The organism is Amycolatopsis jejuensis (assembly GCF_000717335.1).
GTDB classification, from domain to species: domain Bacteria; phylum Actinomycetota; class Actinomycetes; order Mycobacteriales; family Pseudonocardiaceae; genus Amycolatopsis; species Amycolatopsis jejuensis.
The window spans coordinates 159285-184168 of the sequence record NZ_JNYZ01000021.1; the positions used below are offsets into that span (position 1 = coordinate 159285).

Genomic DNA, 24884 nt, shown 5'->3' on the forward strand with positions numbered 1-24884 from the left:
CATCACCCCGGGAATAACCGTTCGGCGGTACGGCGAAACGTCAGCGGGAACGGGCCAGCGCGTGGTCGGCGACCTGCTCTCCGATGAGCCGCAGCGTGCGCACGCTCTTCTCGTCGGACGCGCCGCCTGCCTCGTCGAACTTGGTCTCGGCGGAGTTGATCGAACCACCCAGCGGGGTGGCCCACCCGCGCAGCGCGTGCGTGATCGTGCGCAGCTGGTCGAGAGTGGTGACCGCGGCCTGCCAGCCGTAGGCGACCGCGGCGAGGCCGACCGCGCGGCCGTCGAGGTAGGGGCGGGAGTCCTCGCGCAGGTCTTCGAGGTAGTCGAGAGCGTTCTTGACCAGGCCGGACAGCGCGCCGTGGTAGCCGGGCGAGACCACGATGATCCCGTCCGCCCGGCGCACGCCCTCGATGAGCCGCACCGCGCGTTCGTCCCGTTCGGTGATGGCCGTGTCGTAGAACGGCAGCACCAGCTCCGGCCCGGGGATCAGCTCGGTCGCGACCCCGCGCGCGGCGGCCGCGTCCAGCGCAATGCGCAGCGCGCGTTCGGACTGCGAACCTTCCCGCAGCGAGCCGCCGATCCCGAGCACCGTTGTCGAACCCACCAAGGCAGGCTATCTCCTCCACCTAACTGGAGGACCAGGATTTGGGACGGAGTCCTGGGTCACAGCCCGACTGGACCAACGTACCTACTCACGAGTAACCTCGGGGCATCCGGCGTTCGAGGAGGCACGAATGGCGATCCCGCTGCAGATCCGGGCACAGGCCGCAGCCGCGCAACTGACGTTCTGGCTGCCCCGGCCGGTACGCCGGCTGCTCGCCGGACCGCCCGTACGGCTCGACGGCCAAGAGCTCGCGCTCGACGCCCAGCTGCTGCTCCGGCTGCAGAAGATCACCGGGGCCGCGCTGGTGCACGGGTCGGTGGCGGAGTCGCGCGCGCTGCTGGAGCTGGCCCGGCACCTGGTCAGCGGCAAGCAGATCGAGCCGGTCACGACGCGCGAGGTCGCCATCCCGTCCGGCAGCTCGACGCTCGAAGCCACGCTCTACACCCCCGGCGGGCTGCCGGAGCCATCGCCGCTGCTGGTGTTCCTCCACGGCGGCGGATGGGTGGTCGGCAGCCGGGCCACGCACGACAACGCCGCGCGCTACCTGGCGAAACAGGCCGGGGTACGGGTGCTATCGGTGGAGTATCGGCTCGCTCCGGAGGTGACCTTCCCGGGTGCGGCCGAGGACGCCGTCGCCGCGTTCGACTTCGCGTACGCCAAGGCGGCCGACCTCGGGGCGGACCCGGACCGGATCGCCGTCGGCGGCGACAGCGCGGGCGGCAACCTGGCGGCAGTCGTCGCTCTGGAGACGACCCGGCGCGGCGGTCCGGCGCCCGCGTTCCAGCTGTTGATCTACCCGGCGGTGGACTTCACCACGCGCCGCCGATCGCGCGACCTGTTCGCGGACGACCTCTTCCTCACCGACGACGCAATCGGCTGGTTCGAGGGCCACTACGTACCCGAGGGCACCGACAAGGCCGACCCGCGGCTGTCACCGCTGTGCGCGACTGACCACAGTGGACTGCCGCCGGCGTACGTGGTGACCGCGGGCTTCGACCCGCTTCGCGACGAAGGTGAGGCGTACGCGGAAAAACTGCGCGCTGCGGGGGTACCGGTGGCCGTGAGCAGGCAGGCGGACCTGATCCACGGGTTCCTGAACTTCACCGGCGTCGGGACCCGGTTCCGGGAAGCAGTTTCCGAGCTGGCGGGCGCGTTGCGGCAAGGCCTGTCATGACAGAACGGAGCCTGATGCGGCAGACCGCACCAGGCTCCGTTCCGGTTCGGCTTCCCGCTAGGCCCCCGGAACCGGTACCGGCGGCACCGGCAGCGGCGGGACGGGCAGCGACCCGAGCAGCCCGCCCAGGATGCCGGTGACCGCGCCCAGCAGGGCCTTCAGCAGGTCACTCACGATCTTCAGCGGACCGGGCAGGTCCGGGATCGGCGGCAGCGGCAGCGGTGGAATCTGCTGCGGCGTCGCGGTCGGGTCGGTGAGCAGGCGGTTGGACTCGTCCGCACGGACCTTCGCCGCCGACGAGAGCTGCTGCGTTTCCGACTGGATCTGGTAGCGCTTGCCCGCCGCGAGGTCCGCGAGCACGGGACTGAGCCGATCGAGGTCGGCGCGGGTCTTCGCGACATTGCCCGCGTACGCCGCCTTGGTCAGGTCGTCGCGCAGCTGCAGCACCTGCGCGGCGACGGCTTGGGTCGACGAGGAGCCCTTGCCACCCGCCGGGCTCGCGGACGCCATCCCCGAAGTGCCGACAGCCAGCAAGCTGCCGGCGGCTATCAGAGCGATGATCCGCCCGATCTTGCCTTTCATTTTCTACCTCCTGGCCTCTGGGGACCTGACGGATAAATCGATACCCGCCGTGTCGACCGAGCACCAGCCGATCACCGGATAGAGAGTTTTTCTAACCCTTACGTGCCGAATCCAACGGCCCCGAATCGGCCCGCAATTGATTAACGTGGGCGGCTTGCGCTTACCCCCGATGATCAGCTTCGTGGGATCCGAATCTGACTCATCGTGATCATGGCCCCCTAATGGGCTGCTTGCTCACCCACACAGGCGTAGTTCGTGATCGATTACCTTCGTCACCCCGTCGGGCCGCGTGTCGCCACTGCTCCGAGCGGGGTGTCCCCCACGCACGCACCGCCGCCGGGGCATCCGGTCACGGTCGGCCGCGATCCCCCATTTCCCGGGAATCGCCACCACTCCACCGGGCTCACTCCGTGGTGGCCGCAGAAATGTGAAAAAATGTTCACGAAACTGCGCCGGGAATGCAATTATTTCTGTGCCTCGGACGTTATCACCCAGGTCGTGACCACATTTCCGGCCCCTCCCTGGCACCGGCAGTGTGACGAAAAGAAGTTGCACGCTCGTACCAGGTTTTGCTCTCATGGGGTACGTGCCTTTCCAGCCGTACCGCCGCGTCCTGGCCGTCGCCGGGGTCCGTTCGTCGATGGCGCTCATGTTCCTCGCGCGCCTGCCGATGACGATGACCGGCGTCACCCTCACGCTGTACGTGGTCAGCGGCCTCGGCCGGGGCTACGGGGCGGCGGGCGTCGTCGGTGCGGCCACCACGCTGGGGATGGCACTCGGGGCGCCGGTGCTCGGGCGCACGATCGATCGGTACGGCCTGCGCCCGGTGGTCGCGGTGTGCGGGCTGTCGTCCACCGCATTCTGGTTCGCGGCACCTCATCTTTCGTACGGCGCGCTGGTCGCGTGCGCGCTGCCGGCCGGCGTGCTGTCGGTGCCCGCCGGTTCGCTGGCGAGGCAGATCCTGGCCGCGCTCGTACCCGCTGACCAGCGGCGGGCGGCGTACTCGCTGGACACCATCCTGGTGGAGACGTCGTTCATGATCGGCCCGGCGGCCGGGATCGCGGCGATCTCGTCGCTGTCGGCCACCTTCACCCTCAGCGGGATCGGCACCATCTTCGGCAGCACGGCGTTGTTGATCTTCCTGCTCAACCCGCCGATCCGGAACGAGGACGAGGTCGCCCCCGCCGGAGGCACCCGGCCGCCACTGCGGTCGTGGCTCACCGGACGGCTGCTGGCCACCTTGCTGATTGCCGCCGGAACGTTGTTCTGCCTAGTCGGCACGGAGGTCGCGACACTGGCCGCACTGCGCGCGCACAACGACATCGGCTGGACCGGCCTGGTCATCGCCGTGATGTGCGCGGCCTCGATCCTCGGCGGCATCGTGCACGGCGCCGTCCGGAAGTCGTTGCCGCAAGGCTGGCTGATGCTGCTGCTGGCGCTGCTGGTGATCCCGGTCGGGCTGGCGACGCAACCGTGGTGGCTGCTGATGCTGGTCCTGATCCCGACGAACCTGCTCTGCGCGCCGGCGCTCGCAGCCACCACGGAAAACGTGAGCGCGCTGGCGCCGCCGTCGGTGCGCGGCGAGGCGATGGGCCTGCAGGACGCGTCGACCCGCCTGGGGCTGGCCGCGGGTAGCCCGGTCGTCGGCTTCGCGATCGACCACTTGAGCCCGGCGTGGGGCTTCGCCGCGGCCGGACTCGGTGGATTGGCGTTGGCAGCCTTGGGTTTGGTGTGGTCACTGCGCCGCGCCCCGGCGCAGGCGCCCGAGCTGGCTGCCGCCGTGCGCGCCCGTCGCTGAGTTCCCCTTGACGCTTGTGTCCGGCCGGACCGCTGGCTACCATCCTCTAACCCATTATAGAACATGACAACCCATTATGGGTTAGAGGAGGTGGGCCATGACGACTGACCATGGTGCGACCGATCTCCTGCGCCGCCTCGATCGGCTGCCGTTCACGCGCGTCCAGTTCGGGCTGCTGAACGTCATCGGGGTCGGCGCGATCTTCGAAAGCATCGACATCCTGGCGCTCAGCGTCCTGCTTCCGGTGCTCAGCAAGCATTTCGGCCTCACGTCCGCGGACGCGGGCCTGCTGGCGAGTGCCTCTCTGCTGGGCATGGCCGTGGGCGCGGTGATCGCCGGGGTACTGGCCGACCGGCTCGGCCGGCGACGGATCATCATGTACGCGCTGGGTGCGTTCTCCCTGTTCACGATGATCGCGGCGTTCTCGCCGACCTGGGGTTTCCTGTTCGTGATGCGCACGCTGGCCGGCATCGGCCTGGGTGCCGAGGCAGCCGTGCTCCCGACGTACCTGTCCGAGTTCGTCCCGGGCCGGGCGCGCGGAAAGTACGTCGGAACGCTGTCCGGCTACCTGGCTCTTGGCGGTTTCCCCACGCCGTTGCTCGCGTACGCGATCGTCACGCCGTTCGCGGACGGCTGGCGGTACTTCCTTTTCGTACTGGGACTTCCGGTCTTCCTGCTTCTCTGGTGGCGCAGGCGGCTTCCGGAGTCACCGCGCTGGCTGCTCGAACACGGGCGGGCAAGCGAGGCCGAGGCCGTCGTCAGCGATCTGGAACGCCGGGTCGAGCAACGGCTGGGCACGCCGCTTCCGCCGGTCCCCGCCGGAAAACCGGTCGGCCGTCCGCAACCGGCAGATCCGCCGCTGCAGGCATTCCGCCGATTGTGGAGCGGACGGCTGGCCCGCCGGACCGCCGTGGTGTGGGTCGCCATTTTCGCCATCCAGTTCTGCAACTGGGGTTTCTCGTCCTGGGCACCGAGTCTTCTGGTGAGCCAAGGCGTGGAAATCAACCGCAGTCTTCTGCTGACCGCCATCGTGCAGGCCGGAGCCGTGCCCGGGTACTTCATCTCGGCCATGCTCAGCGACCGGATCTCCCGCCCCAAACTGGTCGCGATGTGGATGGCGCTCACCGCGATGTGCGGATTCGCGATGGCGTCCTGGCACAGCCCGATGTCCACCGTCATCTTCGGTTGCGCGGTGATCGGCGCGAACGGCGCCGCCATCGGCGCCATCTACACCTACGTCCCGGAGCAGTATCCGACCAGCCTGCGCGGAACCGGATTCGGCTCGGCGAACGCCTTCGGCCGGATCGGCGCCATCCTCGCCCCGATCATCATCGGCTTCACCGTGAACGGACTCGGCGCCGCTGGCGTTTTCGCGTTGCTGGCCACGGTGATCGCCGTCGGCGTGATCGTGCTGGTGGCCTTCGGCACCCGGACGAACAACCAGACCCTCGAACAGCTCTCCGACGAGCTCGTGGCTTCCCCACGCAGTCAGCCCGTCTCCCGGAACGCCGAATGAAAGGACCCGCCGCATGACGGCCGTCATCAACACCTTGCCCACGCTCTCGATCGCCGAACGGGATCGCCGCTGGTCCCTGGTCCGCGATTTCCTGCGCGAGCACGACCTCGATTGCCTGCTGGCGGCGGGGCTGCGCGGCCGGGAGCGGTACGAGGGCTACCTGGCGAACGAGGTCTTGGACGGCATCGTCGTGTTCTCCGCCACCGCCCCGCCGGTACACCTCACCTGGGCACCCACCAAGGTCACCGGCCGGTTCGACGTCGTGGGCCAGGAACGGGAGTACTGGATCTCGGACCTCCGGTCCGGCAGTCTTGGCGCGTTGCTGCCCGAAGTGCTCACGGAACTGGGCCACGCGCGGGGACGGGTCGGCGTGGTCGGGCTCGCCAGCAACGGTCCGGCGGAAGCCGACGGGATCGTGCCCCAGGCGATGTGGACCCAGGTGGTACAGCACCTGCCGCAAGCCGATTTCCAGGACGTGTCTTTCGATTTCGGCCTGCTGATGCTGCCGAAGAGCGAAGAGGAACTCGCCCTCGCGCGGTACGGCGCGGCGGTCGGGGAAAAGGCCTGTCAGGCGATGCTGGACGTGACCAGGGCCGGGGTGCCCGAAGCCGAGATCTACGCGACCGTCCTGCACACCATTTACCGGAACGCCGCCGCGACGGTGCCCCCGCACCTCATCATGCGCACCGGGACCGAGCATTTCACCATCAGTGCCCCGCCGTGGCTCTACACCGCGGGCGGCTCCCGGACCGTTCAGCCGGGCGACCTGGTACAGGCGGAGATCTTCTCGGTGTACGGCGGAATCGAGACACAGCAACAGATGTCGGTGTCTGTCGGGCCACCGGACCGGGAACACGCGTTCCTCGCCGAAATCGCTCGGGATTGCTACGACGCCGGTCTGGCCGCAATCCGGCCCGGGGCCCGATTCGCCGACGTCGACGAGGCAATGCAGGAAGTGGTGCTGGGCGCGGGTTGCTGGCACATCGCCCCGCTGGTGCAGACGATGACGCCGATCGTCCTCAATGGTGCGATGTGCCATGGCTGCGAGCAGCTGCCGGATCGCGATCGCTACCACGGTTTACGCCCGCTGCCCCGCACTGGCGACGCCGAACTTCGCGAAGGCATGGTGATCGAACTCGAGCCGAACGCCTGCCGTGACCGGCGCCGCGTGACTGTCGGCGGCACGGTACTGGTGACCGCGAACGGAGCCGAGGAACTCAACAGCCTGCCGACCCGGCTCAACACCGTCGCGTGACTGCGGAGGAATCATGATCGAGGAAGGACCTGTGCTGTCGCTGGACGAACGCGACCGGCGATGGGAGCTGGCCCGCGGACTGATGCGGCAGCACGACCTGGCTTGCCTGATCGTGGCCGGGTTGCGCGGCCGCGAACGGTACGACGCTTACCTTTCCGGCGAGGCGTACGAGGGCATTGTCGTGCTGCCGCTGTCCGGGGAGCCGACGTACCTGGTCACCCAAGCGCACCGGATCACCCAGCGGTTCGAGTCGGCAAGCGGGGACCGGACCTGGTGGATCCCCGACGCGCGCCCCGGCGTCCGGCTCGGGCCGTTGGTCGGAAAAGTATTGCAGGAGCGGGGTTTTGCACGCTCGCGCATCGGGGTCGTCGGCTTGCGCAGCGAAGGCCCGATGGAGATGGAAGGCATCATTCCATTCTCGACCTGGTCGGCGCTCGTCGAAATCCTGCCCGACGCCACGCTGGTCGAGGTGTCCTCGGGCTTCGCCGAGCTGATGATGTGCAAGAGCGCCGAGGAAATCGCGGCGGCCCGCCACGCCGCGGCAATCGGTGATCTGGCAAGCGAAGCCATGGTAGCGACCACCCAGGTCGGCGCCACCGACGCGGAAATCTACGCTGCGGTGTCCAGCACGATTTTCCGCCACGGCGCCGTCACCACGCATCCTCATCTGCTGCTTCGGTCCGGCCCGGACAACCTCGGCTGGGGACCGCCGAACTGGTGGTGCCAAGCGGGCGGGCCGCCACGCACGATTGCGCCCGGAGACGTCGTGCTCGCGGAAATCTTCGTCACCTGGGCCGGGGTGGAAACGCAGCAGCAGGTCGCGGTAGCGGTGCCACCGGTTGCCGAACGCACGTACGCACTCGCGTCGGTCGCGCGGCGGTCTTACGACGAGGGGTTGCGCGCGGTGACCCCCGGCCGTTCGTTCCAGTCGGTGTGCACGGCCATGGACCAACCGCTGCTGGCGGCGGGGTGCTGGCACCTGAGTCCGTTGGCGCACAACCTGAATCCACTCACGCTGATCGGCCCGGTGCTGCGTGGCGTGGAGGAACTTCCCGAGGCGCAGACGTACGAATGGCTGCGCCCGCTGCCGCCCTCGGCGGACGCGACGCTGGAGAGCGGCATGCTGCTGCAACTGGAACCGAACGCGTGTCTCGACCGGTACCGGGTGAACTTCGGCGGCACCGTGCTCGTGGGCAAGGACGGCGTCGAGGAGCTGAACAAGTACTCCAGCGAACTGCACATCGCCGGTTGATCAGCCGAACGACGCCGAAATCTGCTGCGCAACCGCGACAAGCTTCTCCGCGACCGCTTCCTGGCCGCTGGCCGAAGTGGTGAGCAGCAGCACCGAAACGACTGCGGGCGCGTTGCCGAACGGCACGGCGACCGGGGCGGACATCGACACCACCCCTTGCTGCATTTCGCCCGAGCTCACCGCGTAACCCCGTTCCCTGGCCAGCGCGACCTCCGGGCGCTCGCCGGGGAGCGGGGGCCGGGACGACAGGAGCGCGAGACCGTCCGACCCACGGCTCAGCGGGTGCCGGAAGCCGACCGGCAGCGCGACGTGCAGGCTGCCCGAACGCGGCTGCACCGACATCACGCAGACCGCCTCCGACTCCTCCTCGATGCTGATCGCCGCGGTGGCATCGAGTTCCTCGGCCAGCGAGGAAACGTGCGGATGAGCAGCCCGTTGGAGGTCACCCTCGAAGGCCCGCACGAACTCCAGCAGCGCGGAGCCGAGGCGGAAACGCCCCTCGCTGTCGCGGACGGCGAGCCGCCGGTCCTGCAGGGTGAGCAGCAAGCGGTAGACGACCGACCGGTTGAGGGACAACGCGTCCGCCACTTGCTGCACGGTGTGCGGGCCGCCGCGGAGCAGGTCCAAGACGGCCAAGCCGCGTTCGAGAGTCTGCGACCGGCGCTCCCCCCGTGGTCGCGCATCCTCGGCCGTCGTCATGTCACCACCCACCGGTGGAGCGTACCGCCCCGTGGGTCGTGCACTGTGGACGATCGGCGGTCAGGTGCACACCTTGCGCAGGGTGTCCAGCTTCTCCAGGTTCCGCTTCGTCCACCTGGCGATCACCCCGGCGTCCTGGAGATGCTCCTTCTGCACCTCCACATACGAGTCGGCCATGCCGAGCAGCGCGTTCTTCACGTCCTGCTCCTGCACGTCCGAGGCCAGTTCGCGCAGCCGGCGTTCCTTGTCCTGCGCGCGGGCCTTAAGCTTGTCGGCGTCGACGAGCGGGTTCAGGTCGGCAAGACCGAGTGCCTCGGTGCACGCGGAGACCTTGCTCGCCGTGTTGTTCGCCGTATCGACCGCCGAGTTGACCTGGTCGCATCCGGCCAGCATCGTGCCGGTCACCGCGAGCACGGCGGCCACTCCCCACCTCTTCATGGGGTCAGCCTAGCGGGTCCCGCGGACGAACCGGCACGATTCGCCCGCGGGTGCCCTCAGCCCTTCACGCACACCACCTGCTTGAGGTGCGCGACCACCTCGACCAGGTCCGTCTGCGCCCGGATCACCGAATCGATGTCCTTGTACGCAGCCGGGATCTCGTCGACCACGCCGGAGTCCTTCCGGCATTCGACCCCGGCGGTCTGCGCGGCGAGGTCCTCGGCGGTGAACGTCTTGCGTGCCTTGTTCCGCGACATCCGCCGCCCGGCGCCGTGCGACGCCGATTCGAACGACGCGGTGTTGCCCAGACCGCGCACGATGTACGAACCGGTTCCCATGCTGCCCGGGATGATCCCGAGGTCGCCCGAACCGGCCCGGATCGCGCCCTTGCGGGTGACGAGCAGGTCGACGCCGTCGTAGGTTTCCTCGGCGACGTAGTTGTGGTGGCACGAAATCGCGTCGCCGAACGTGGTTCCGGGAACGACTTCCGCGACCGCGAGCTTCACCAGCGCGACCATCGTCGCCCGGTTCCGGGCCGCGTAGTCCTGTGCCCAGAACAGGTCACGCCGGTACGCCTGCATTTCCGGCGTGCCCGCGACGAATACCGCCAGGTCCGGGTCCGGCAGGTCGCGGTTGTGCGGCAGTTTCCGCGCGACCGCCATGTGCCGCTCGGCGAGTTCCTTGCCGATGTTGCGCGACCCGGAATGCAGCATCAGCCACACCCGGCCCTCGTCGGGACCATCCTGTTCGAGGCAGACCTCGATGAAGTGGTTGCCGCCGCCGAGGCTGCCGACCTGGCGCGCCGCCCGGTCGTGCAAGCCCTGAACGCCTTCGTGCAGGTCGCCGAACGACTTCCAGAACGCGTCCCAGCCACCGACGCCGTGCACCTTCGCGGGGTTGACCGGCGTCTTGTGCAGCCCGAACCCGACCGGTACGGCGGATTCGATCCGCCGCCGCAGCTTGCCGAGATCGTCGGGCAGGTCGGCCGCGGTGAGCGACGTGCGTACCGCGCTCATCCCGCACCCGATGTCGACGCCGACCGCCGCCGGGGACACTGCGTCGCGCATGGCGATGACGCTGCCCACCGTGGCGCCCTTGCCGTAGTGGACGTCCGGCATCACCGCGACGCCGTGCACCCACGGCAGGTTCGCGACGTTGCGCAGCTGGCGCATCGCCTGTTCCTCGACCGACGCGGGGTCCGCCCACATCCGGATCGGAACCCGCTCGCCGTCCACGGCCGTGTACATTTCTTTCCCTTCCCGGAGAAGTTGCGTTCCGGTCAAGGATCACCCAGCGGCGATCACGGCGCCACTGTTTTTACCGCGTCCACAAAGGACGGTCAGCGGTTCTGCGCCACCAGCTCCGCGATCTGCACCGTGTTGAGCGCGGCTCCCTTGCGGAGGTTGTCCGCCGCGACGAAAAGCGCCAGTCCACGGCCATCCGGCACGCCAGGGTCGGTGCGGATGCGGCCGACGAAGCTCGGGTCCACGCCCGCCGCCTGCAGCGGAGTGGGTACGTCCGACAGCTGCACGCCGGGCGCCTTCGACAGCAACTCCGTCGCGCGTTCCACCGACAGCGGCCGCTCGAACTCCACGTTCACCGACAGCGAGTGCCCGGTGAACACCGGCACGCGCACGCAGGTGCCGGACACCAGCAGGTCCGGAATCCCGAGGATCTTGCGGCTTTCGTTGCGCAGCTTCTGTTCCTCGTCGGTCTCGAACGACCCGTCGTCCACCACGGACCCGGCCATCGGCAGCACGTTGAACGCAATCGGCGCGACATACTTTGCCGGAGCAGGGAAATCGACCGCCGAACCGTCGTGGGTGAGAGAGGCCGCACGCGTGGCGACGGCGTTGACCTGCGCGGCCAGCTCGTCGACCCCGGCCAGGCCACTGCCGGACACCGCTTGGTACGTGCTCGCGATCATCCGCACCAAGCCCGCTTCGTCGTGCAGCGGCTTGAGCACCGGCATCGCGGCCATGGTGGTGCAGTTGGGGTTCGCGATGATGCCCTTGCGAGCTTCCTTGACCGCTTCCGGGTTGACCTCGCTGACGATCAGCGGCACGTCCGGGTCGAGCCGGAACGCCGACGAGTTGTCCACCACGATCGCGCCCGCTGCGGCGAACCGCGGCGCCTGCTCGCGTGAAGTGGCGCCACCGGCGGAAAACAGCGCAATGTCCAAACCGGACAGATCAGCGGTGGCGGTGTCCTCGACGGTGATTTCCTCGCCGCGCCACGGCAAGGTGCGCCCGGCCGAACGGGACGAGGCGAAGTACCGGATCTGCCCGACCGGGAAGTCCCGCTCGTCGAGCAGCTTGCGCATCACGGCGCCGACCTGGCCGGTCGCCCCGACCACTCCGACGTTCAGTCCGGTACCCATCAGCGACCACTCCCCGCGTAGACGACGGCTTCCTCGTCGCCGCCCAGTTCGAACGCCTCGTGGATCGCGCGCACGGCCTCGTCGAGCTGCGCGTCGCGGATCAGCACCGAAATGCGGATCTCCGAGGTGTTGATGATTTCGATGTTCACGCCCGCGCTGGCCAGCGCCTCGCAGAAGGTCGCCGTGACGCCAGGGTGCGAACGCATTCCGGCGCCGACGAGCGACACCTTGCCGACGTGGTCGTCGTACAGCACCGACTCGAACCCGATCTCCGCCTTGATCTTCTCGAGTTCCTTGACCGCCTTGGCGCCGTTGGCCTTCGACAGCGTGAACGTGATGTCGGTGCGCCCGGACACGGTGCTGGACACGTTCTGCAGCACCATGTCGATGTCGATCTCGGCGTCGGCGACGACCCGGAAGATACGGCCCGCGGCACCGGCGTGGTCCGGCACGCCGGTGACGGTGATCTTCGCCTCCGAGCGGTCGTGTGCCACACCGGTGATCAGTGCTTGTTCCACGGGGATCTCCTCGATCGATCCGGTCACTGTGGTGCCCGGCTTGTCGCTGTAGGAAGAACGGACTCGGATCGGCACGCCGTAGCGGCGCGCGTACTCGACCGACCGCAAGTGCAGGATCTTCGACCCGCTTGCCGCGAGCTCCAGCATCTCCTCGTACGGGATGGTGTCGAGCTTCTTGGCGTCCGGCACGATCCGCGGGTCGGCCGAGTACACACCGTCCACATCGGAGTAGATCTCGCACACGTCGGCGTTCAGCGCCGCGGCGAGCGCGACGGCCGTGGTGTCGGAACCGCCGCGGCCGAGCGTGGTGATGTCCTTGGTGTCCTGTGCCACGCCCTGGAAACCGGCGACGAGCGCGACGTAACCCTGTTCCAGCGCCTCGGTGACGCGGCTCGGCGTGACGTCGATGATGCGCGCGTTGCCGTGCACGGACGTGGTGACCACACCCGCCTGCGAACCGGTGAACGACCACGCCTGCGCGCCGTGCGCGGAAATCGCCATCGCGACCAGTGCGTTCGAGATGCGCTCACCGGCGGTGAGCAGCATGTCCATCTCCCGCTCCGGCGGCGCCGGGTTCACCTGCTGCGCCAGATCCAGCAGCTCGTCGGTGGTGTCACCCATCGCCGAGCACACGACGACGACGTCGTTGCCCGCCTTCTTGGTGGCGACGATCCGTTCCGCCACGCGCTTGATCCGGTCGGCACTTTCCAGCGACGATCCGCCGTACTTCTGGACCACGAGGGCCACGCCCGAACCTCCTTGACGGACCGGGGCGTGCTCTCCGATGGCACCGACGAGCGCCCGCGGCCCTTCATTTGGGCAAAGCCTACCGGCGCACCCCGCGCCCGCCACCCCATCGAGTGGTGCGCCACTGCCCGCCGGGTGCTTCGGGAAGTAAATTTTCCTTGACGCGACGGAAAAGCTCGAAGCCCTTCCTCCGGAGTGACGGAGAGCACTCCCGTACTACCGTGCGGACGTGCGCAAACCAGCAGAGACGAGCGTCCCCGTCGCGCCGGCCATCGCCGAGCGCTGGAGCCCGCGGGCGTTCGACGACACCGCCGTGATCACCGACGACCAGCTCACCGCCTTGCTCGAAGCGGCCAGATGGGCGCCGTCGTTCGGCAACACCCAACCGGCGCGCTACCTCGTCGGCCGCCGCGGCGACCCGGTGTTCCCGCGCATCCTCGCGACGCTCAACTCCGGCAACCAGGCGTGGGCGTTCCGGGCGAGTGCGCTGCTGATCGGCGTGATGGTCACCACGAACGAGAAGGGTGACGTGCCCTACACCGAGTACGGGCTCGGCCTGGCGAGCGAGAATCTCGTGCTGCAGGCGGTCGAGCTGGGCCTGATCGCGCACCAGATGGCGGGTTTCTCGGCGGACCGGGTACGCGCGGATTTCGGCCTGCCTGCGGACGCGGTGGCGCGGGTGGCGATCGCCGTCGGGTCGCCCGCCGATGCCTCGGTACTGGACGATCCGCGGCGCGTCGAGCGTGAACTGGCCCCACGCCGACGGCTGCCGCTGGCGGAGTTCGCGTTCGGTGACCGATGGGGTACGCCCGTACTGTGACCTTTCCGTGAGCAATTTCGGGAACCGGCATCTCCCCGGCGTGGTCAGATAGAGGTCAAACCGGACATGGCCACTGAATCGGTGGCGATAAACGTCGAGGAGATACGAGATGCGTACTGGGGTGCCCGCGGTAATGGCGGTTTCCGCAACCGTGCTGACGCTCGCACTGACCGGGTGCTCGAGCGAGAAGGACGGAACCGCCGCGCCGACGGGCTTTCCCGCACCGGCCCCGGCTGCGACTTCTGCGCCTTCGTCCAGCGCCCCGGCCGAGGGTGGCAGTTCCAGCCCGGGTGAGTACACCAAGCAGGGCTCGACGCTGAAGATCGGCGAGAAGGCCGTCGTCCCGTTCAAGTCGAAGACCAACACGGGCGCAATCGGCGTCACGGTGACCGGCATCGAGAAGGGCGCAGAGGCCGACCTGGCCTCGCTGAACCTCGGCGACCGAGCCAAGGGAATGACGCCGTACTACGTGCGGGTGAAGGTGACGAACGAGTCCGGCACGGACTTCTCGTACAGCTCGCTCGGCCTGATGAACGGCCTCCTCGGCGACGGCTCCCGAGCCCAGCGAGTGACGGTGATCGGCAAGTTCGCCAAGTGCGACAGCGACCACGCAGACAAGACGTTCACGACGAAGGGCGCGTCGTACGACAGCTGCGTGCTGGCGCTGGCCCCGTCGGGCGCAGAGGTGACGGGAGCGAACTACAGCGCAAGCACGTACCGCGACCTGGCCCCGAACACCGACTACGGCGACGACGCACTGGTGTGGAAGGCCTGAGCTTTCCGGGGCGCCGGTCGGGTACCGGCGCCCCGGGAGTTCACGGAAGCAGGCAGTTGCTCAACTTGCCTTAGTGGTCCCCGACCCGCTTCCCCGCGAGGTCGACCTCTCCGCGCTGACCGACCAGCTACCCAATCCGGACCTCCTGGTGCAGCCATCCCTGACCCGGGAGGCGATCAGCACTTCGGCGCTGGAAGGCACCTTCGCTCCGTACGCCGACGTACTCCAAGCCCAGCGCACCAGCGGACCGGCCGCCACCGCGGAAATCCGCGAGATCCAGAACTACGTCCGGCGCGGAGACGCCTACGACGGCGACCTGCTCCGGGATGGCGTGAGCGACTGGGAAAAGTGGATCAACGCCGACCAGGAAATGCCGGTTCTCGTGAAACTGGTACTGAACCTGTCGTCCTGGCTGGAACCGCGCCGGGAGGACTGCCTCGGCCATGTGCTGAACGTCAGCAAAACCGGCAATTTCGATCCCTGGGTCCGATTCTTCGCCGAGGCCGTCAAAGCGCGGGCACACGCGGCGGGCAACACCATCGGCAGGCTCACCGCCTTCTCCAAGGAAGTGATCCAGACGATGCGGAACGGCGGCGCGCGTGGCGCAGTCCACGATCTCGCGGTGAAGATCATCGGCTACCCGATGATGACGATCCCCGAGGTGCAGGACAATCTCAGCGTTTCGTACCCGACCGCGAGCACCGCGATCAAGAAACTCGAGGAAGCAGGCTTTCTGCGTGAGCTCACCGCTCAGGAACCGGCCCCGCCGACCCGCCGGATGATCTTCGCCAGAATCGCCGACACAATGAGCCAGAAAACGGCCGCAATGCCGTAGTTCACCAGCACCCGCAGTTTCTCGTCACTCGGCGTGAACAGGTCCTTGAAACCGAGCGACAACCCGTCTGCCCAGCTGCGGACGAACGACACGATGCCGTTGGCCGGGTTGGCCGAGCCGATCACGAAAATCACGTGCAGTACCAAGATCGCCGCGAAGATCAGCCCTGCCCACCGGACCAGCGACGCGACGAACGACACCCCTTGCTCACGGGTGCGCCGCCAGTCGATCGGCGCGCGCTGGGGGCGCGACTTGGTGTCCGTCTCACGCGACTCTTCCGCATGCTCGCCCATGCCGGGCAGTCTGACACGTCACACCGCGGCCCGCTACCCGCTGGTAACACGTAACCGCAACAGAACGTCACAGTTCGATCGCGGGCGGGCGGGTTTCCTTCGGGCCCGGCCGGTGGTTAGAGTGGACCCGTGGCGCGTGCTCTCCTGCTTCGCTGCCGCGACGGGGCCTGATCGGACCGGCTCCTCGTCGCGGGGCTTTGTGGTGCCGGTCGTCCGCACCGAACCCGTCAGGAGATCTTCCCCGCGATGAGCACCACCGACCCCCGCTCCACCAATTCCCGTCTGCGTACGCCGTCCCGTCCCGCGCCTGCCGGGCAGCCCGGCTGGAACCCGCAGCGCGGTACGTCCATGCCGGTCCACCGCTACCGCCCCTGGTACGACCTGGTCGAGGACATCGAGGTCGCCGACCGCACCTGGCCGGACAAGCGCATCGAACGCGCGCCGCTGTGGTGTGCCGTCGACCTGCGTGACGGCAACCAGGCGCTGATCGATCCGATGTCGCCCGCACGCAAGCGCAAGTTCTTCGACCTGCTGGTCCGCATGGGCTACAAGGAAATCGAGGTCGGCTTCCCGGCCGCGTCGCAGACCGACTTCGACTTCGTGCGCGAGATCATCGACGAGGGCGCGATTCCCGACGACGTCCACATCCAGGTGCTGACCCAGTGCCGCCCCGAGCTGATCGAGCGCACCTTCAAAGCACTCGAAGGCGCGCCGCGGGCGATCGTGCACATCTACAACTCGACGTCGATCCTGCAGCGCCGCGTGGTGTTCCGCGAGGAGCGCGAGGGCATCAAGAAGATCGCCACGTCGGCCGCGGAAATGGTGGTCGAGCTGGCGGCGAAGCAGCCGGACACCGAGTTCCGCTTCCAGTACTCGCCGGAGTCCTACACCGGCACCGAGCTGTCGTACGCGCTCGAGGTCTGCAACGCGGTCACGGAAATCTGGCAGCCGACGCCGCAGAAGCCGGTGATCCTGAACCTGCCGGCGACCGTCGAGATGGCCACCCCGAACGTGTACGCCGACTCGATCGAGTGGATGAGCCGCAACCTGGAGCGCCGCGACTCGGTGATCCTGTCGCTGCACCCGCACAACGACCGCGGCACCGGCATCGCCGCCGCGGAGCTGGGGTACCAGGCGGGCGCGGACCGGATCGAGGGCTGTCTCTTCGGCAACGGCGAGCGCACCGGCAACGTCGACCTGGTCGCGCTGGGCATGAACCTCTACAGCCAGGGCATCGACCCGCAGATCGACTTCTCCGACATGGACGAGATCAAGCGGACCGTCGAGTACTGCAACCAGCTGCCCGTGCCGGAACGTTCGCCGTGGGGCGGCGACCTGGTGTTCACCGCCTTCTCCGGCAGCCACCAGGACGCGATCAACAAGGGTCTCGACGCGCTGAAGGACGCCGCCGACAAGCAGGGCGTCCCGGTCGACGAATACCCCTGGGAGGTACCGTACCTGCCGATCGACCCGAAGGACGTCGGCCGCACGTACGAGGCCGTGATCCGGGTGAACTCGCAGTCCGGCAAGGGCGGCGTCGCCTACATCATGAAGGCCGAGCACCAGCTCGACCTGCCGCGCCGGCTGCAGATCGAGTTCTCCAAGGTGATCCAGGCGCACACCGACAACGAGGGCGGCGAGGTCGACCCGGCCACGATGTGGAACGCGTTCTCGGCCGAGTACCTGGAGGCGAAGACGCCGCTGGAGCTGGTCAAGCAGCGGGTCACCGACAACGGCGGCGGCGAGTACGACCTGGTGGCCACGGTGCGCGTCGAGGGCGACGAGCACGAGATCACCGGCCGCGGCAACGGCCCGATCGCCGCGTTCTTCGACGCGCTGTCCACCGTGGGCTACGACCTGCGGCTCCTGGACTACAGCGAGCACACGCTGAGCCCGGGCGACGACTCGCGGGCGGCGTCGTACATCGAATGCGCGATCTCCGACCGCGTGTTCTGGGGGATCGGCATCGACCCGTCGATCGTCACGGCGTCGCTGCGCGCGGTGGTCAGCGCGGTCAACCGGGCCAACCGCTGACCCACCGCTGATGCGCGCCGAGCGCCTGGTCGCGCTGCTGTTCACACTGCACCGCAAGCGGGCGGGCACGGTCGGGGAGCTGGCGAACGAACTCGGGGTCACCGAGCGGACGCTGCGCCGCGACCTGGCCGCGCTGCGCGAAGCCGGCGTGCCGCTCTGGAGTGAACCAGGGCGGCACGGCGGCGTGCGGCTGGTCGACGGCTGGCGGTCGCGGCTCGACGGCCTCACCTCGCGGGAGGCTGTCGCATTGCTGGCGCTCGACGTACCCGACGCGCTCGCCGGGCTCGGGCTCGGCACCGCGGTGGCGGCCGCGCACGCGAAGGTGTCCGCGAGCATGCCGGCTCAGCTGCAGGAACAGGCGCGGACCGTCGCCGGGCGGTTCCACCTCGACGCGCAGGCATGGTTCCGCTCGCCCGACGACGCGGCGGCCCTGCCCGCGGTCGCCAAGGCGGTGTGGACGCAGCGGCGGCTCGACGTCCGCTATCGCCGACGCGACAAGGTAACCCGGCGGACGCTCGACCCGATGGGGCTCGTGCTGAAGGCCGGGGTCTGGTACCTGGTGGCGCGCGTCGACGAAACCCTGCGCACGTATCGGGTGTCGCGGCTGGAGGCGGTGGCCGAGACCGGCGAGACTTTCGAGCGACCGGCGGAGTTTTCGCTCGCCGACTGGTGGCGGACGTCGTCGGCGGAGTTCGAGAAAATGCCGCTACCGCTTCGGGTCACCGCCCGGCTCGACAGTGCCGCGGTACGCGCAATGCGGCGAGTTTTTGGGGAGGAGCAGGTGAATGAGGTACTGGTTTCGTTGAGCCCGCCCGACGACAACGGCTGGGTGGTGGCCGAGTTTACGTTGGAGGGTAAGGAAGTAGCGGTCGGGCAGCTGACCGCGCTGGGTCCCGGGGTGGAAGTTGTTGCACCGCCCGAAATCCGCGCCGCGGTAGCAGATTTCGGGCGGGCGTTGGCCGAGCGGAACCAAGTCCGTGAAGGGAACCATGAGGGAATCTGATTCCGTGATGGTTCCCTTCACGGAAGGTCAGCGGTAACCGGTGACGTCGGCTGGTTTTCCGGCGTCCTGGACCTCCTCGACGTACCGCCACGCGTCCGGGCGGCTGCCGTCCACGTCGTCGATCTCGTACACCTTCGCCAGCTGACCACTGGAGACCGTCTGGCCGGTGAAGCGGTGCCGATCCGGGTCGGCGGCAAGGGCGACGATCGTGCGGCCGGAGAAGGTCGGTGTCTCCGAAATGATGAAATGCGGTTCGCGGGCTGCGGCATCTCGCCAGTTTTCCTCGGTGACGCCGTAAATCTCCAGCATCGCCTCCGAACGCAGCCAGCCAGGCGTGAACGCGACCGCGGTGCAGTCGTACGCCTTCAGTTCCGCCGCCTCGCCGACGGCCAGCACGTTCATCGTCGCCTTGGCCAGGTAGTACGTCAGCGACGTGCCCGCGCGGTACTTCGCGTTGTACTCCGCCGTCCCGTCGGTGAGCTCCACCAGCAGCCCGCCCGGACGGCGGATCACCAGCGGGAGCAGGTGGTGGCTGGTGGTGAGGTGCGCGTCGAGGGACAGCCGGATCATCCGCAGGCTGCCGTCGAGCGAGTGTTCCCAGACCGGTTTGCCCCACTCCAGATACCGGTCGCCGCCCCAGATGCCGTCGACCAGGATGTCGAGCCCGCCGTGCTCGGTGTCGATCCGCCGGGCGAGTGCGGCTACCTCGTCGCTCACCAGATGGTCGACCTGCAGCGCAATCCCCTTACCCCCAACGGCTTCGATCCGGTCCAGAGTGTCCTCAATGGACTCCGGGCGGTCCACTTCGGACCGCTGCGCCCGCGTCGAACGCCCGGTGACGTACACGTACGCCCCGGCCCGGCCGAGCTCCACCGCAATGGCCCGGCTCGCCCCGCGGGTACCCCCTGCCACGAGCGCGACTTTCCCGGCCAGTTCCCCGGTCATCAGTTCCCCTTTCCGTCGGTACGCACCAGCGTGCCCGGAAACCCTGACATCTGCTGTCCGGGTTTTGCGAAAAAGCAGACATGGGCGCTGCGCCGAGGTGACGCTGCTCGGCATGGGCGTGGCAGCCTGCGGACCCGGCTGGCGCACCGCCGAAAACTCGCCGCCGGACTGACCTGGCTCGACGGCCGCCTGCAACGACACCGCGCCCGGTCCTGGTGGTCGCCCGCTGGCTGCCCTCGGGTGGCACGGTCGGCGCGCTGCTCGCCGGATCGCTGCGCTGGCGGTTCGCAGAATTCCTGACGGCCTCCGCAATCGGCGTGCCGCTGTGGACGTCGTACGTCGCATTCCTCGGCTACGCCGGCGGCCAGCTGGTGACCGAACCGGCGCTGAGCATGGCACTTTCGCTGTGTGTCGCGGTGCTGCTGGGTTCGGCGATCACGTTCACGATCCGGCGGGGAGCGGCTGACCCGTAAGCTCCGCAACCTCCGCCCGCAGCTCGGCGATCACCGTCGCCACTGCGGGGCGGCTCGACGCGCCCGTGCGGCACACCACTTCCACCAGCCGGGCCGCGCGGATTCCGGCCAGCGGGCGGGCGACCAGACCGCTGCCGCGGCGAGTGTCCATTGTGTACCTCGGCATCAGTGCGATCCCGTGTCCGGCGGCGACCAGCCGTTCGGTGATCCGGAAATCGTTGATGCGCTGGACGATCTGTGGCCGAACCCCGGTACGCACGGTCAGTGAGCGGAGGACGTCGTCGACCGGGTAGCCGTGGTCCACCGAGATCCAGCGTTCGTCGGCGAGGTCGGCGAGTCCGACGCGGCGGCGCCGGGCAAGGCGGTGGCCTGCCGGGAGCGCGACGTCGAGTGGTTCGCGCAGCAGGGGGACCACGTCGAGGCGTTCCGGGTCGAACTCCGCGGCGTGCTCGTCGCGGTGGGCGACCACCACGTCGTAATCCGCGACCAGCCCGGGTACCTGGGCCGGGACCATGTCGACGTCCCGCACGTCGACCTCGAGATTCTCGTGCCTGCCGACTCGGCGGAGCAGGCCGGGCAGCAGCATCAGCCCGGCGGACTGGAAAATCGCGATCCGCACCCGTCCGCGGGGTACGTTGCGGTACGTGTCGAGCTCCGATTCCGCCCGGTCGAGCGCGGCGAGTACCTCGTCGGCGCGGGCGACGAGCGCGTGTCCGGCATCGGTGAGCCGCAGCCCGCGACCGGCCGGTTCGGTGAGCGCGATCCCGACCTCCGCCTGCAGTGCCCGCAGCTGCTGTGAGATCGCCGACGGCGTGCAGTGCAGTGCCTCGGCCGCGGCGGTGACGCTGCCGCGGTCGGCGAATTCCCGCAGGGTCCGAAGTCTCCCCAGGTCCACGCGCCGAGTGTATGTGAAGCTGTGCTACACAGTCAGTGCAGTTATTCTCGCTGGTCCTTCACGATGCCACTCGGCAGAGTGAGAGGTATGGCCGTTCGGGATCGTCTGCTCGCGGTGTTCGTCGCGGTGCTCTGGGGACTCAACTTCATCGCCATCCACGCCACGCTCGGCCAGTTCCCCCCGATGTTCGCCGGTGCCCTGCGGTTCCTGCTGATCGCGATACCGACGATCTTTCTCGTGCCACGGCCGAAGGTGCAGCTGCGTTACCTGCTCGGTTACGGGCTCGGCTTCGGCACCGCGCAGTTCGCGTTCCTCTTCGTGGCCATGCACCTCGGCATGCCGACCGGGCTGGCGTCGCTGGTGCTGCAGGCCGCGGCGCCGTTCACCGTGCTGCTCGGCGCGGTGCTGCTGCGCGAACGCGTGTCCGGACGCCAGCTCACCGGAATCCTCCTGGCGGTGGCCGGGATGACGGCGATCGCGTGGCAGCAGTCCGGGCACGCCGCGCTGGTGCCGTTGCTGCTCACCGTGCTGGCCGCGCTGAGCTGGGCCTTCGCCAACCTGTGCATGCGCCGCGCGGAACCGGACAACCCGCTGCGCTTCACGTTGTGGATGTCGGTGGTACCGCCGCTGCCGATGCTGGCACTGTCGTTCACCTTCGAAGGCCCCGCGGCCGGTTGGCGTTCCCTGACGACCCTCGGCACACCAACCGGCCTGATCGGCCTCGCCGGGCTCGCGTACGTCGTCGTCATCGGAACGGTGGTGGGCTCTGGCATCTGGAGCACACTGATGCGCCGCAACCCGGCCGGTGTGGTGGCACCGTTCTCGCTGCTCGTGCCGGTAGTCGGCCTGACGGCGTCGTTCTTCGTGCTCGGAGAGGTCCCGACGGTACTGACCCTGGTCGCCTCCGCGGTGGTGATCGGCGGGGTGCTGCTCGGTTCCCTGCGCCCGAAGCCTGCCGCGGAGGTTGAATCAGGCGGTGACGTCGTCCTTCTCGGGCGCTGACTCCGCCTCATGGTGCCGGGCCAGGCGCTTCTTCAGCACCATCGTCACCACCACGCCGATCACCAGCGCCGCGCCGAGGCCCGCCCACTGGAAGCCCTTCAGCCACTTGTCCGCGACCACGCCGAGGTAGTAGATCAACGCCGTGGTGCCGCCCGCCCACACGATGCCGCCGAGGGCGTTCGCCATCAGGAAGCGCGGGTAGTGCATGTTCAGCGATCCGGCGAGCGGGCCGGCCAGGATGCGCAGCACGGCGACGAACCGGCCGAAGAACACTGCCCACACCCCGCGTTTGTGGAACATCCGCTCGGCGCTCGCGATGTGCTGTGGCCCGAAATGCTTGGGGAACTTGCGTCCTGCCCAGGCGAACAGCCGTTTCCCGCCCTTGCGGCCGATGAGGTACCCGATGCTGTCGCCGATGATGGCGCCCGCACTCGCGAGGATGCCGATCCACAACGGGTTGAGCCCGCTGTGCGACGACGCCAGCAGCGCCGCGCTCACCAGCACGATCTCCCCGGGTAACGGGATACCGAGGCTTTCGATCATCACCACCAGGCCCACCAGCAGGTAGACCGACAGCGGAGGAATGGCCTCCAGCACGTGGTCGATGTTCACTCGCCGACCCCCTGTTTCCGTATCGGGTTCCCGGCCAGCCTACCGGCCCACGTACCCCGCGGCGTCAGCCTGGAGTCGGGGATCGGGTCGTCCTTCGGTCAGGTTTTTCCGGACATAGCACGCAAAGCGCGCGATTCGAGGTACTCCCGCTCGGGCAGGCTGAGCGTCCGCTGCGCGGCTCGCGTGTAGCAGTCACGGGCACCGGCGGCGTCACCGGAGAGCTCCAGCAGATGCGCGCGGACGACGTCGACGCGGTAATGGTCCAGCTGCTCGGCCGCGTCGAGCTCGGCCAGCGCCACCGCCGGACCCTCGACACGCGCGAGCGCCACCAGCCGGTTGAGCGTGACCATCGGACCGGGCGCGACTTGGCGGAGAAGGTCGTACAGCAACAGAATCTGCGGCCAATCCGTGGCGTCGGCGGTCGGCGCTTCATCGTGTACGGCGGCAATTGCGGCCTGCAGTTGATACGGTCCGATCTCCGCGGTCGCCAGTGCATGCTCGATCAGCGCGCTACCCTCGGCGATCGCGGACGCGTCCCACCGCGAACGGTCCTGTTCCGCCAGCGGTACCGGCACGCCGCCAGGTCCGGTGCGGGAAGGACGCCGAGCGTCGGTGAGCAGCATGAGGGCGAGCAGCCCGGCGACCTCACCGTCGTCCGGAAGACGCGAATACAGTTGCCGCGTAAGGCGAATTGCCTCGGCCGTCAGCTCGACGCGGTTCACCGCGTCACCGGAACTGGCCGTATGCCCTTCGGTGAAAACGAGATACAGCACCTGCAACACAGCGGCGACGCGCTCGGGTAATTCCTCCGCGGGCGGCAACCCGAACTCCGCACCACGCAGTTTCTGCTTGGCGCGGCTGATCCGCTGCCCGATCGTCGGCTCGGGTACGAGGTACGCCCGCGCGATCTCGGCGGTGGTCAACCCGCCGACGGCCCGCAGCGTCAACGCCACCTGCGACGCTCGGGTCAACGCCGGATGGCAGCACAGCAGCAGCAAGGTGAGCGTGTCGTCCTCGGCGACGAAATCCGGCGGCGACGGTTCCAGCGCAGCCACCGTCTCCTCCCGCCGGATTCGCGCCGCCTCGCTGCGCCACATCTCGATCCGCCGCCGCGACGCCGTGGTGATCAGCCAGCCCTTGGGATGCTCGGGTAAGCCGTCGCGCGGCCACTGCACGGCAGCCGCGAGCAAGGCCTCCTGCACGGCGTCCTCGCACCTGCCGAAGTCGCCGTACCGGCGTACGAGCGCGCTGAGCACCTGCGGGGCGAGGTCGCGCAGGAGGCCCTCGATCACAGCTCGAAGTCCACGTCGCCGGTCAGCCCCATGACGGGCCGGACCTCGATCGTCGCGTACGGCGCTTCGGGAATCCGCGCGGCGACCTCCAGCGCACGGGCCTCGGAATCGCACTCCAGCAGGTAGAACCCGGCGAGCTGCTCCTTGATCTCGGCGAACGGCCCGTCGGTGGTACTGACGCCCTCTGCCCGCACGTGCACCTGTTTCGTCAGCTCCGGCGCGGCCAGCCGCTCGGACACGATCCGCTCGCCGGTGCCCGCCAGCTCCTCGTGGAACCGCTGGTACGCGCGCAGCCCCTCGGCCTTCTGCTCGTCACTCATCCCCGCCCAGGCCGCCCGCGACGCCGGGTTGCCGTAAATCAGGACCAGATACTTCATCGGACTCCTCCTCGAAATTTGTCTCACCCCAGATGTCGAAGCCACCCCGACGGCTTCGACGTCCCCGACGACACACCCCGAGTAGAAGGAGAACACAAAATGTCCGAAAACGAGATCCGTACCCTGCTGGCCGAGCGCACCGCCGCGATGCACGCGAAGGACCCGGAGCGGCTCGTGGCCGGGTACACCGACGACGCAGTGAAGTTCGACCTTGCCCCGCCGCTGCGCAACACGGGCGCCTCCGCGGAGTTCCTCACGCAGTGGTTCAGCTCGTTCGGCAGCCCGGTTTCGTACACCTACCACGACGAAGACATCACCGTGTCCGGCGACCTGGCCGTGGTGACTGCGCTGGCGAAGATGTCCGCCGTACCGCAAGGCATGAGCGAACCGTTCACGCTGTGGTTCCGCAGCACGCTGGCGTTGCGGCACACGGACAGCGGCTGGCGGATCGCGCACGAGCACAACTCGACGCCGTTCCACATGGACGGCAGCTTCCGCGCCGCCGTGGACCTGCAGCCCTGAAGTCCGTGAAGGGAACCATCACGGAATCTGATTCCGTGATGGT

The 24884-nt window shown here is 68.5% G+C and carries 26 protein-coding genes; 13 read left to right on the plus strand and 13 right to left on the minus strand.

What is annotated here, in order from left to right; genetic code table 11:
• Positions 1 to 40: 40 nt before the first annotated feature.
• The gene (locus OO71_RS28385) at positions 41 to 589 is read right to left on the minus strand and encodes an NADPH-dependent FMN reductase (RefSeq protein WP_033293068.1); all 549 of its coding nucleotides are present in this window, start codon (positions 587 to 589) and stop codon (positions 41 to 43) included.
• A 145-nt stretch (positions 590 to 734) separates the two neighbouring features.
• Here OO71_RS28385 and OO71_RS28390 point away from each other — a divergent pair, with 145 nt between their 5' ends.
• Positions 735 to 1778 (plus strand): alpha/beta hydrolase, encoded by a 1044-nt coding sequence (locus tag OO71_RS28390; protein WP_033292976.1) that lies wholly within the window; start codon positions 735 to 737, stop codon positions 1776 to 1778.
• Positions 1779 to 1835: 57 nt separating this feature from the next.
• Here the strand turns inward: OO71_RS28390 and OO71_RS28395 are convergent, their stop codons facing one another.
• The gene (locus OO71_RS28395; RefSeq protein ID WP_033292977.1) at positions 1836 to 2360 is read right to left on the minus strand and encodes a hypothetical protein; all 525 of its coding nucleotides are present in this window, start codon (positions 2358 to 2360) and stop codon (positions 1836 to 1838) included.
• A gap of 640 nt (positions 2361 to 3000) precedes the next feature.
• On the opposite strand from OO71_RS28395, the gene OO71_RS28400 reads away from it, so the two are divergent.
• From OO71_RS28400 to OO71_RS28415, 4 genes are all read left to right on the plus strand, one after another.
• Entirely contained in the window at positions 3001 to 4158 is a 1158-nt protein-coding gene (locus OO71_RS28400; protein ID WP_051792411.1) for an MFS transporter, read from the plus strand.
• A gap of 97 nt (positions 4159 to 4255) precedes the next feature.
• Entirely contained in the window at positions 4256 to 5674 is a 1419-nt protein-coding gene (locus OO71_RS28405) for an MFS transporter (protein WP_033292978.1), read from the plus strand.
• A gap of 13 nt (positions 5675 to 5687) precedes the next feature.
• Complete coding sequence (locus tag OO71_RS28410; RefSeq protein WP_033292979.1) at positions 5688 to 6929, plus strand: M24 family metallopeptidase; 1242 nt, start codon at positions 5688 to 5690, stop codon at positions 6927 to 6929.
• Between the two features lie 13 nt (positions 6930 to 6942).
• The gene (locus tag OO71_RS28415; RefSeq protein WP_033292980.1) at positions 6943 to 8181 is read left to right on the plus strand and encodes a M24 family metallopeptidase; all 1239 of its coding nucleotides are present in this window, start codon (positions 6943 to 6945) and stop codon (positions 8179 to 8181) included.
• Here OO71_RS28415 and OO71_RS28420 read toward each other — a convergent pair whose 3' ends face one another.
• The 5 genes from OO71_RS28420 to OO71_RS28440 all read right to left on the minus strand — a co-directional run bounded on the left by OO71_RS28420 (position 8182) and on the right by OO71_RS28440 (position 12963).
• Positions 8182 to 8880: an IclR family transcriptional regulator gene (locus tag OO71_RS28420; RefSeq protein WP_051792404.1), complete on the minus strand. Its 699-nt coding sequence runs from the start codon at positions 8878 to 8880 to the stop codon at positions 8182 to 8184. It lies immediately after the preceding gene.
• 60 nt (positions 8881 to 8940) lie between these two features.
• A complete protein-coding gene (locus OO71_RS28425) occupies positions 8941 to 9318 on the minus strand; it encodes a hypothetical protein (protein ID WP_033292981.1) in 378 nt (125 codons plus the stop codon).
• 56 nt (positions 9319 to 9374) lie between these two features.
• A complete protein-coding gene (locus OO71_RS28430) occupies positions 9375 to 10565 on the minus strand; it encodes an RtcB family protein (RefSeq protein WP_033292982.1) in 1191 nt (396 codons plus the stop codon).
• 92 nt (positions 10566 to 10657) lie between these two features.
• Positions 10658 to 11698: an aspartate-semialdehyde dehydrogenase gene (locus OO71_RS28435; protein WP_033292983.1), complete on the minus strand. Its 1041-nt coding sequence runs from the start codon at positions 11696 to 11698 to the stop codon at positions 10658 to 10660.
• A complete protein-coding gene (locus tag OO71_RS28440) occupies positions 11698 to 12963 on the minus strand; it encodes an aspartate kinase (protein ID WP_033292984.1) in 1266 nt (421 codons plus the stop codon). Before OO71_RS28440 ends, OO71_RS28435 begins: the two co-directional genes overlap by 1 nt.
• A gap of 229 nt (positions 12964 to 13192) precedes the next feature.
• Between OO71_RS28440 and OO71_RS28445 the strand changes: the two genes are divergently transcribed.
• The 3 genes from OO71_RS28445 to OO71_RS28455 all read left to right on the plus strand — a co-directional run bounded on the left by OO71_RS28445 (position 13193) and on the right by OO71_RS28455 (position 15393).
• Positions 13193 to 13783, plus strand: a complete 591-nt coding sequence (locus tag OO71_RS28445; RefSeq protein ID WP_033292985.1) for a nitroreductase family protein — start codon at positions 13193 to 13195, stop codon at positions 13781 to 13783.
• A gap of 109 nt (positions 13784 to 13892) precedes the next feature.
• On the plus strand, positions 13893 to 14558 hold the full coding sequence (locus tag OO71_RS28450) for a hypothetical protein (RefSeq protein WP_033292986.1): 666 nt from the start codon (positions 13893 to 13895) through the stop codon (positions 14556 to 14558).
• A 73-nt stretch (positions 14559 to 14631) separates the two neighbouring features.
• Positions 14632 to 15393: a Fic family protein gene (locus tag OO71_RS28455; RefSeq protein ID WP_051792405.1), complete on the plus strand. Its 762-nt coding sequence runs from the start codon at positions 14632 to 14634 to the stop codon at positions 15391 to 15393.
• Here OO71_RS28455 and OO71_RS28460 read toward each other — a convergent pair.
• Positions 15309 to 15686 carry a hypothetical protein gene (locus OO71_RS28460; RefSeq protein WP_033292987.1) on the minus strand — a complete coding sequence of 126 codons (378 nt, stop codon included), beginning with the start codon at positions 15684 to 15686 and terminating at the stop codon, positions 15309 to 15311. The genes OO71_RS28455 and OO71_RS28460 overlap by 85 nt on opposite strands.
• A 246-nt stretch (positions 15687 to 15932) precedes the next feature.
• On the opposite strand from OO71_RS28460, the gene leuA reads away from it, so the two are divergent.
• On the plus strand, positions 15933 to 17720 hold the full coding sequence (gene leuA, locus OO71_RS28465) for a 2-isopropylmalate synthase (RefSeq protein WP_033292988.1): 1788 nt from the start codon (positions 15933 to 15935) through the stop codon (positions 17718 to 17720).
• 10 nt (positions 17721 to 17730) lie between these two features.
• Positions 17731 to 18723, plus strand: coding sequence for a helix-turn-helix transcriptional regulator (locus OO71_RS28470; RefSeq protein ID WP_033292989.1), 993 nt, complete (start codon positions 17731 to 17733; stop codon positions 18721 to 18723).
• Between the two features lie 27 nt (positions 18724 to 18750).
• Here the strand turns inward: OO71_RS28470 and OO71_RS28475 are convergent, their stop codons facing one another.
• Complete coding sequence (locus OO71_RS28475; RefSeq protein WP_033292990.1) at positions 18751 to 19668, minus strand: SDR family oxidoreductase; 918 nt, start codon at positions 19666 to 19668, stop codon at positions 18751 to 18753.
• Positions 19669 to 19883: 215 nt separating this feature from the next.
• On the opposite strand from OO71_RS28475, the gene OO71_RS47735 reads away from it, so the two are divergent.
• Positions 19884 to 20141, plus strand: coding sequence for a hypothetical protein (locus tag OO71_RS47735; protein WP_342669956.1), 258 nt, complete (start codon positions 19884 to 19886; stop codon positions 20139 to 20141).
• Here OO71_RS47735 and OO71_RS28485 read toward each other — a convergent pair.
• Positions 20110 to 21036, minus strand: coding sequence for a LysR family transcriptional regulator (locus OO71_RS28485; RefSeq protein ID WP_033292991.1), 927 nt, complete (start codon positions 21034 to 21036; stop codon positions 20110 to 20112). The genes OO71_RS47735 and OO71_RS28485 overlap by 32 nt on opposite strands.
• Before the next feature lie 87 nt (positions 21037 to 21123).
• Here OO71_RS28485 and OO71_RS28490 point away from each other — a divergent pair, with 87 nt between their 5' ends.
• On the plus strand, positions 21124 to 22038 hold the full coding sequence (locus OO71_RS28490) for an EamA family transporter (RefSeq protein WP_033292992.1): 915 nt from the start codon (positions 21124 to 21126) through the stop codon (positions 22036 to 22038).
• Here OO71_RS28490 and OO71_RS28495 read toward each other — a convergent pair.
• From OO71_RS28495 to OO71_RS28505, 3 genes are all read right to left on the minus strand, one after another.
• Complete coding sequence (locus OO71_RS28495; protein WP_033292993.1) at positions 22006 to 22650, minus strand: DedA family protein; 645 nt, start codon at positions 22648 to 22650, stop codon at positions 22006 to 22008. The genes OO71_RS28490 and OO71_RS28495 overlap by 33 nt on opposite strands.
• Positions 22651 to 22748: 98 nt before the next feature.
• Positions 22749 to 23942, minus strand: coding sequence for an RNA polymerase sigma factor (locus OO71_RS28500; RefSeq protein WP_033292994.1), 1194 nt, complete (start codon positions 23940 to 23942; stop codon positions 22749 to 22751).
• On the minus strand, positions 23939 to 24319 hold the full coding sequence (locus OO71_RS28505; RefSeq protein ID WP_033292995.1) for a YciI family protein: 381 nt from the start codon (positions 24317 to 24319) through the stop codon (positions 23939 to 23941). The genes OO71_RS28500 and OO71_RS28505 overlap by 4 nt, the downstream gene beginning before the upstream one ends.
• 99 nt (positions 24320 to 24418) lie before the next feature.
• Between OO71_RS28505 and OO71_RS28510 the strand changes: the two genes are divergently transcribed.
• A complete protein-coding gene (locus OO71_RS28510; protein ID WP_033292996.1) occupies positions 24419 to 24841 on the plus strand; it encodes a YybH family protein in 423 nt (140 codons plus the stop codon).
• The last annotated feature ends 43 nt before the right edge of the window (positions 24842 to 24884 follow it).

What these genes read in the sequence shown, in the direction of transcription:
- OO71_RS28415 (WP_033292980.1), top strand. Translation starts at nt 6,943, where the DNA reads ATGATCGAGGAAGGACCTGTGCTGTCGCTGGACGAACGCGACCGGCGA.
- OO71_RS28400 (WP_051792411.1), top strand. Translation starts at nt 3,001, where the DNA reads ATGGCGCTCATGTTCCTCGCGCGCCTGCCGATGACGATGACCGGCGTC.
- OO71_RS28430 (WP_033292982.1), bottom strand. Translation starts at nt 10,565, where the DNA reads ATGTACACGGCCGTGGACGGCGAGCGGGTTCCGATCCGGATGTGGGCG.
- OO71_RS28405 (WP_033292978.1), top strand. Translation starts at nt 4,256, where the DNA reads ATGACGACTGACCATGGTGCGACCGATCTCCTGCGCCGCCTCGATCGG.
- OO71_RS28510 (WP_033292996.1), top strand. Translation starts at nt 24,419, where the DNA reads ATGTCCGAAAACGAGATCCGTACCCTGCTGGCCGAGCGCACCGCCGCG.
- OO71_RS28470 (WP_033292989.1), top strand. Translation starts at nt 17,731, where the DNA reads ATGCGCGCCGAGCGCCTGGTCGCGCTGCTGTTCACACTGCACCGCAAG.
- OO71_RS28425 (WP_033292981.1), bottom strand. Translation starts at nt 9,318, where the DNA reads ATGAAGAGGTGGGGAGTGGCCGCCGTGCTCGCGGTGACCGGCACGATG.
- OO71_RS28410 (WP_033292979.1), top strand. Translation starts at nt 5,688, where the DNA reads ATGACGGCCGTCATCAACACCTTGCCCACGCTCTCGATCGCCGAACGG.
- leuA (WP_033292988.1), top strand. Translation starts at nt 15,933, where the DNA reads ATGAGCACCACCGACCCCCGCTCCACCAATTCCCGTCTGCGTACGCCG.
- OO71_RS28450 (WP_033292986.1), top strand. Translation starts at nt 13,893, where the DNA reads ATGCGTACTGGGGTGCCCGCGGTAATGGCGGTTTCCGCAACCGTGCTG.
- OO71_RS28490 (WP_033292992.1), top strand. Translation starts at nt 21,124, where the DNA reads ATGGCCGTTCGGGATCGTCTGCTCGCGGTGTTCGTCGCGGTGCTCTGG.
- OO71_RS28390 (WP_033292976.1), top strand. Translation starts at nt 735, where the DNA reads ATGGCGATCCCGCTGCAGATCCGGGCACAGGCCGCAGCCGCGCAACTG.
- OO71_RS28435 (WP_033292983.1), bottom strand. Translation starts at nt 11,698, where the DNA reads ATGGGTACCGGACTGAACGTCGGAGTGGTCGGGGCGACCGGCCAGGTC.
- OO71_RS28505 (WP_033292995.1), bottom strand. Translation starts at nt 24,319, where the DNA reads ATGAAGTATCTGGTCCTGATTTACGGCAACCCGGCGTCGCGGGCGGCC.
- OO71_RS28395 (WP_033292977.1), bottom strand. Translation starts at nt 2,360, where the DNA reads ATGAAAGGCAAGATCGGGCGGATCATCGCTCTGATAGCCGCCGGCAGC.
- OO71_RS28420 (WP_051792404.1), bottom strand. Translation starts at nt 8,880, where the DNA reads ATGACGACGGCCGAGGATGCGCGACCACGGGGGGAGCGCCGGTCGCAG.
- OO71_RS28475 (WP_033292990.1), bottom strand. Translation starts at nt 19,668, where the DNA reads ATGACCGGGGAACTGGCCGGGAAAGTCGCGCTCGTGGCAGGGGGTACC.
- OO71_RS28460 (WP_033292987.1), bottom strand. Translation starts at nt 15,686, where the DNA reads ATGGGCGAGCATGCGGAAGAGTCGCGTGAGACGGACACCAAGTCGCGC.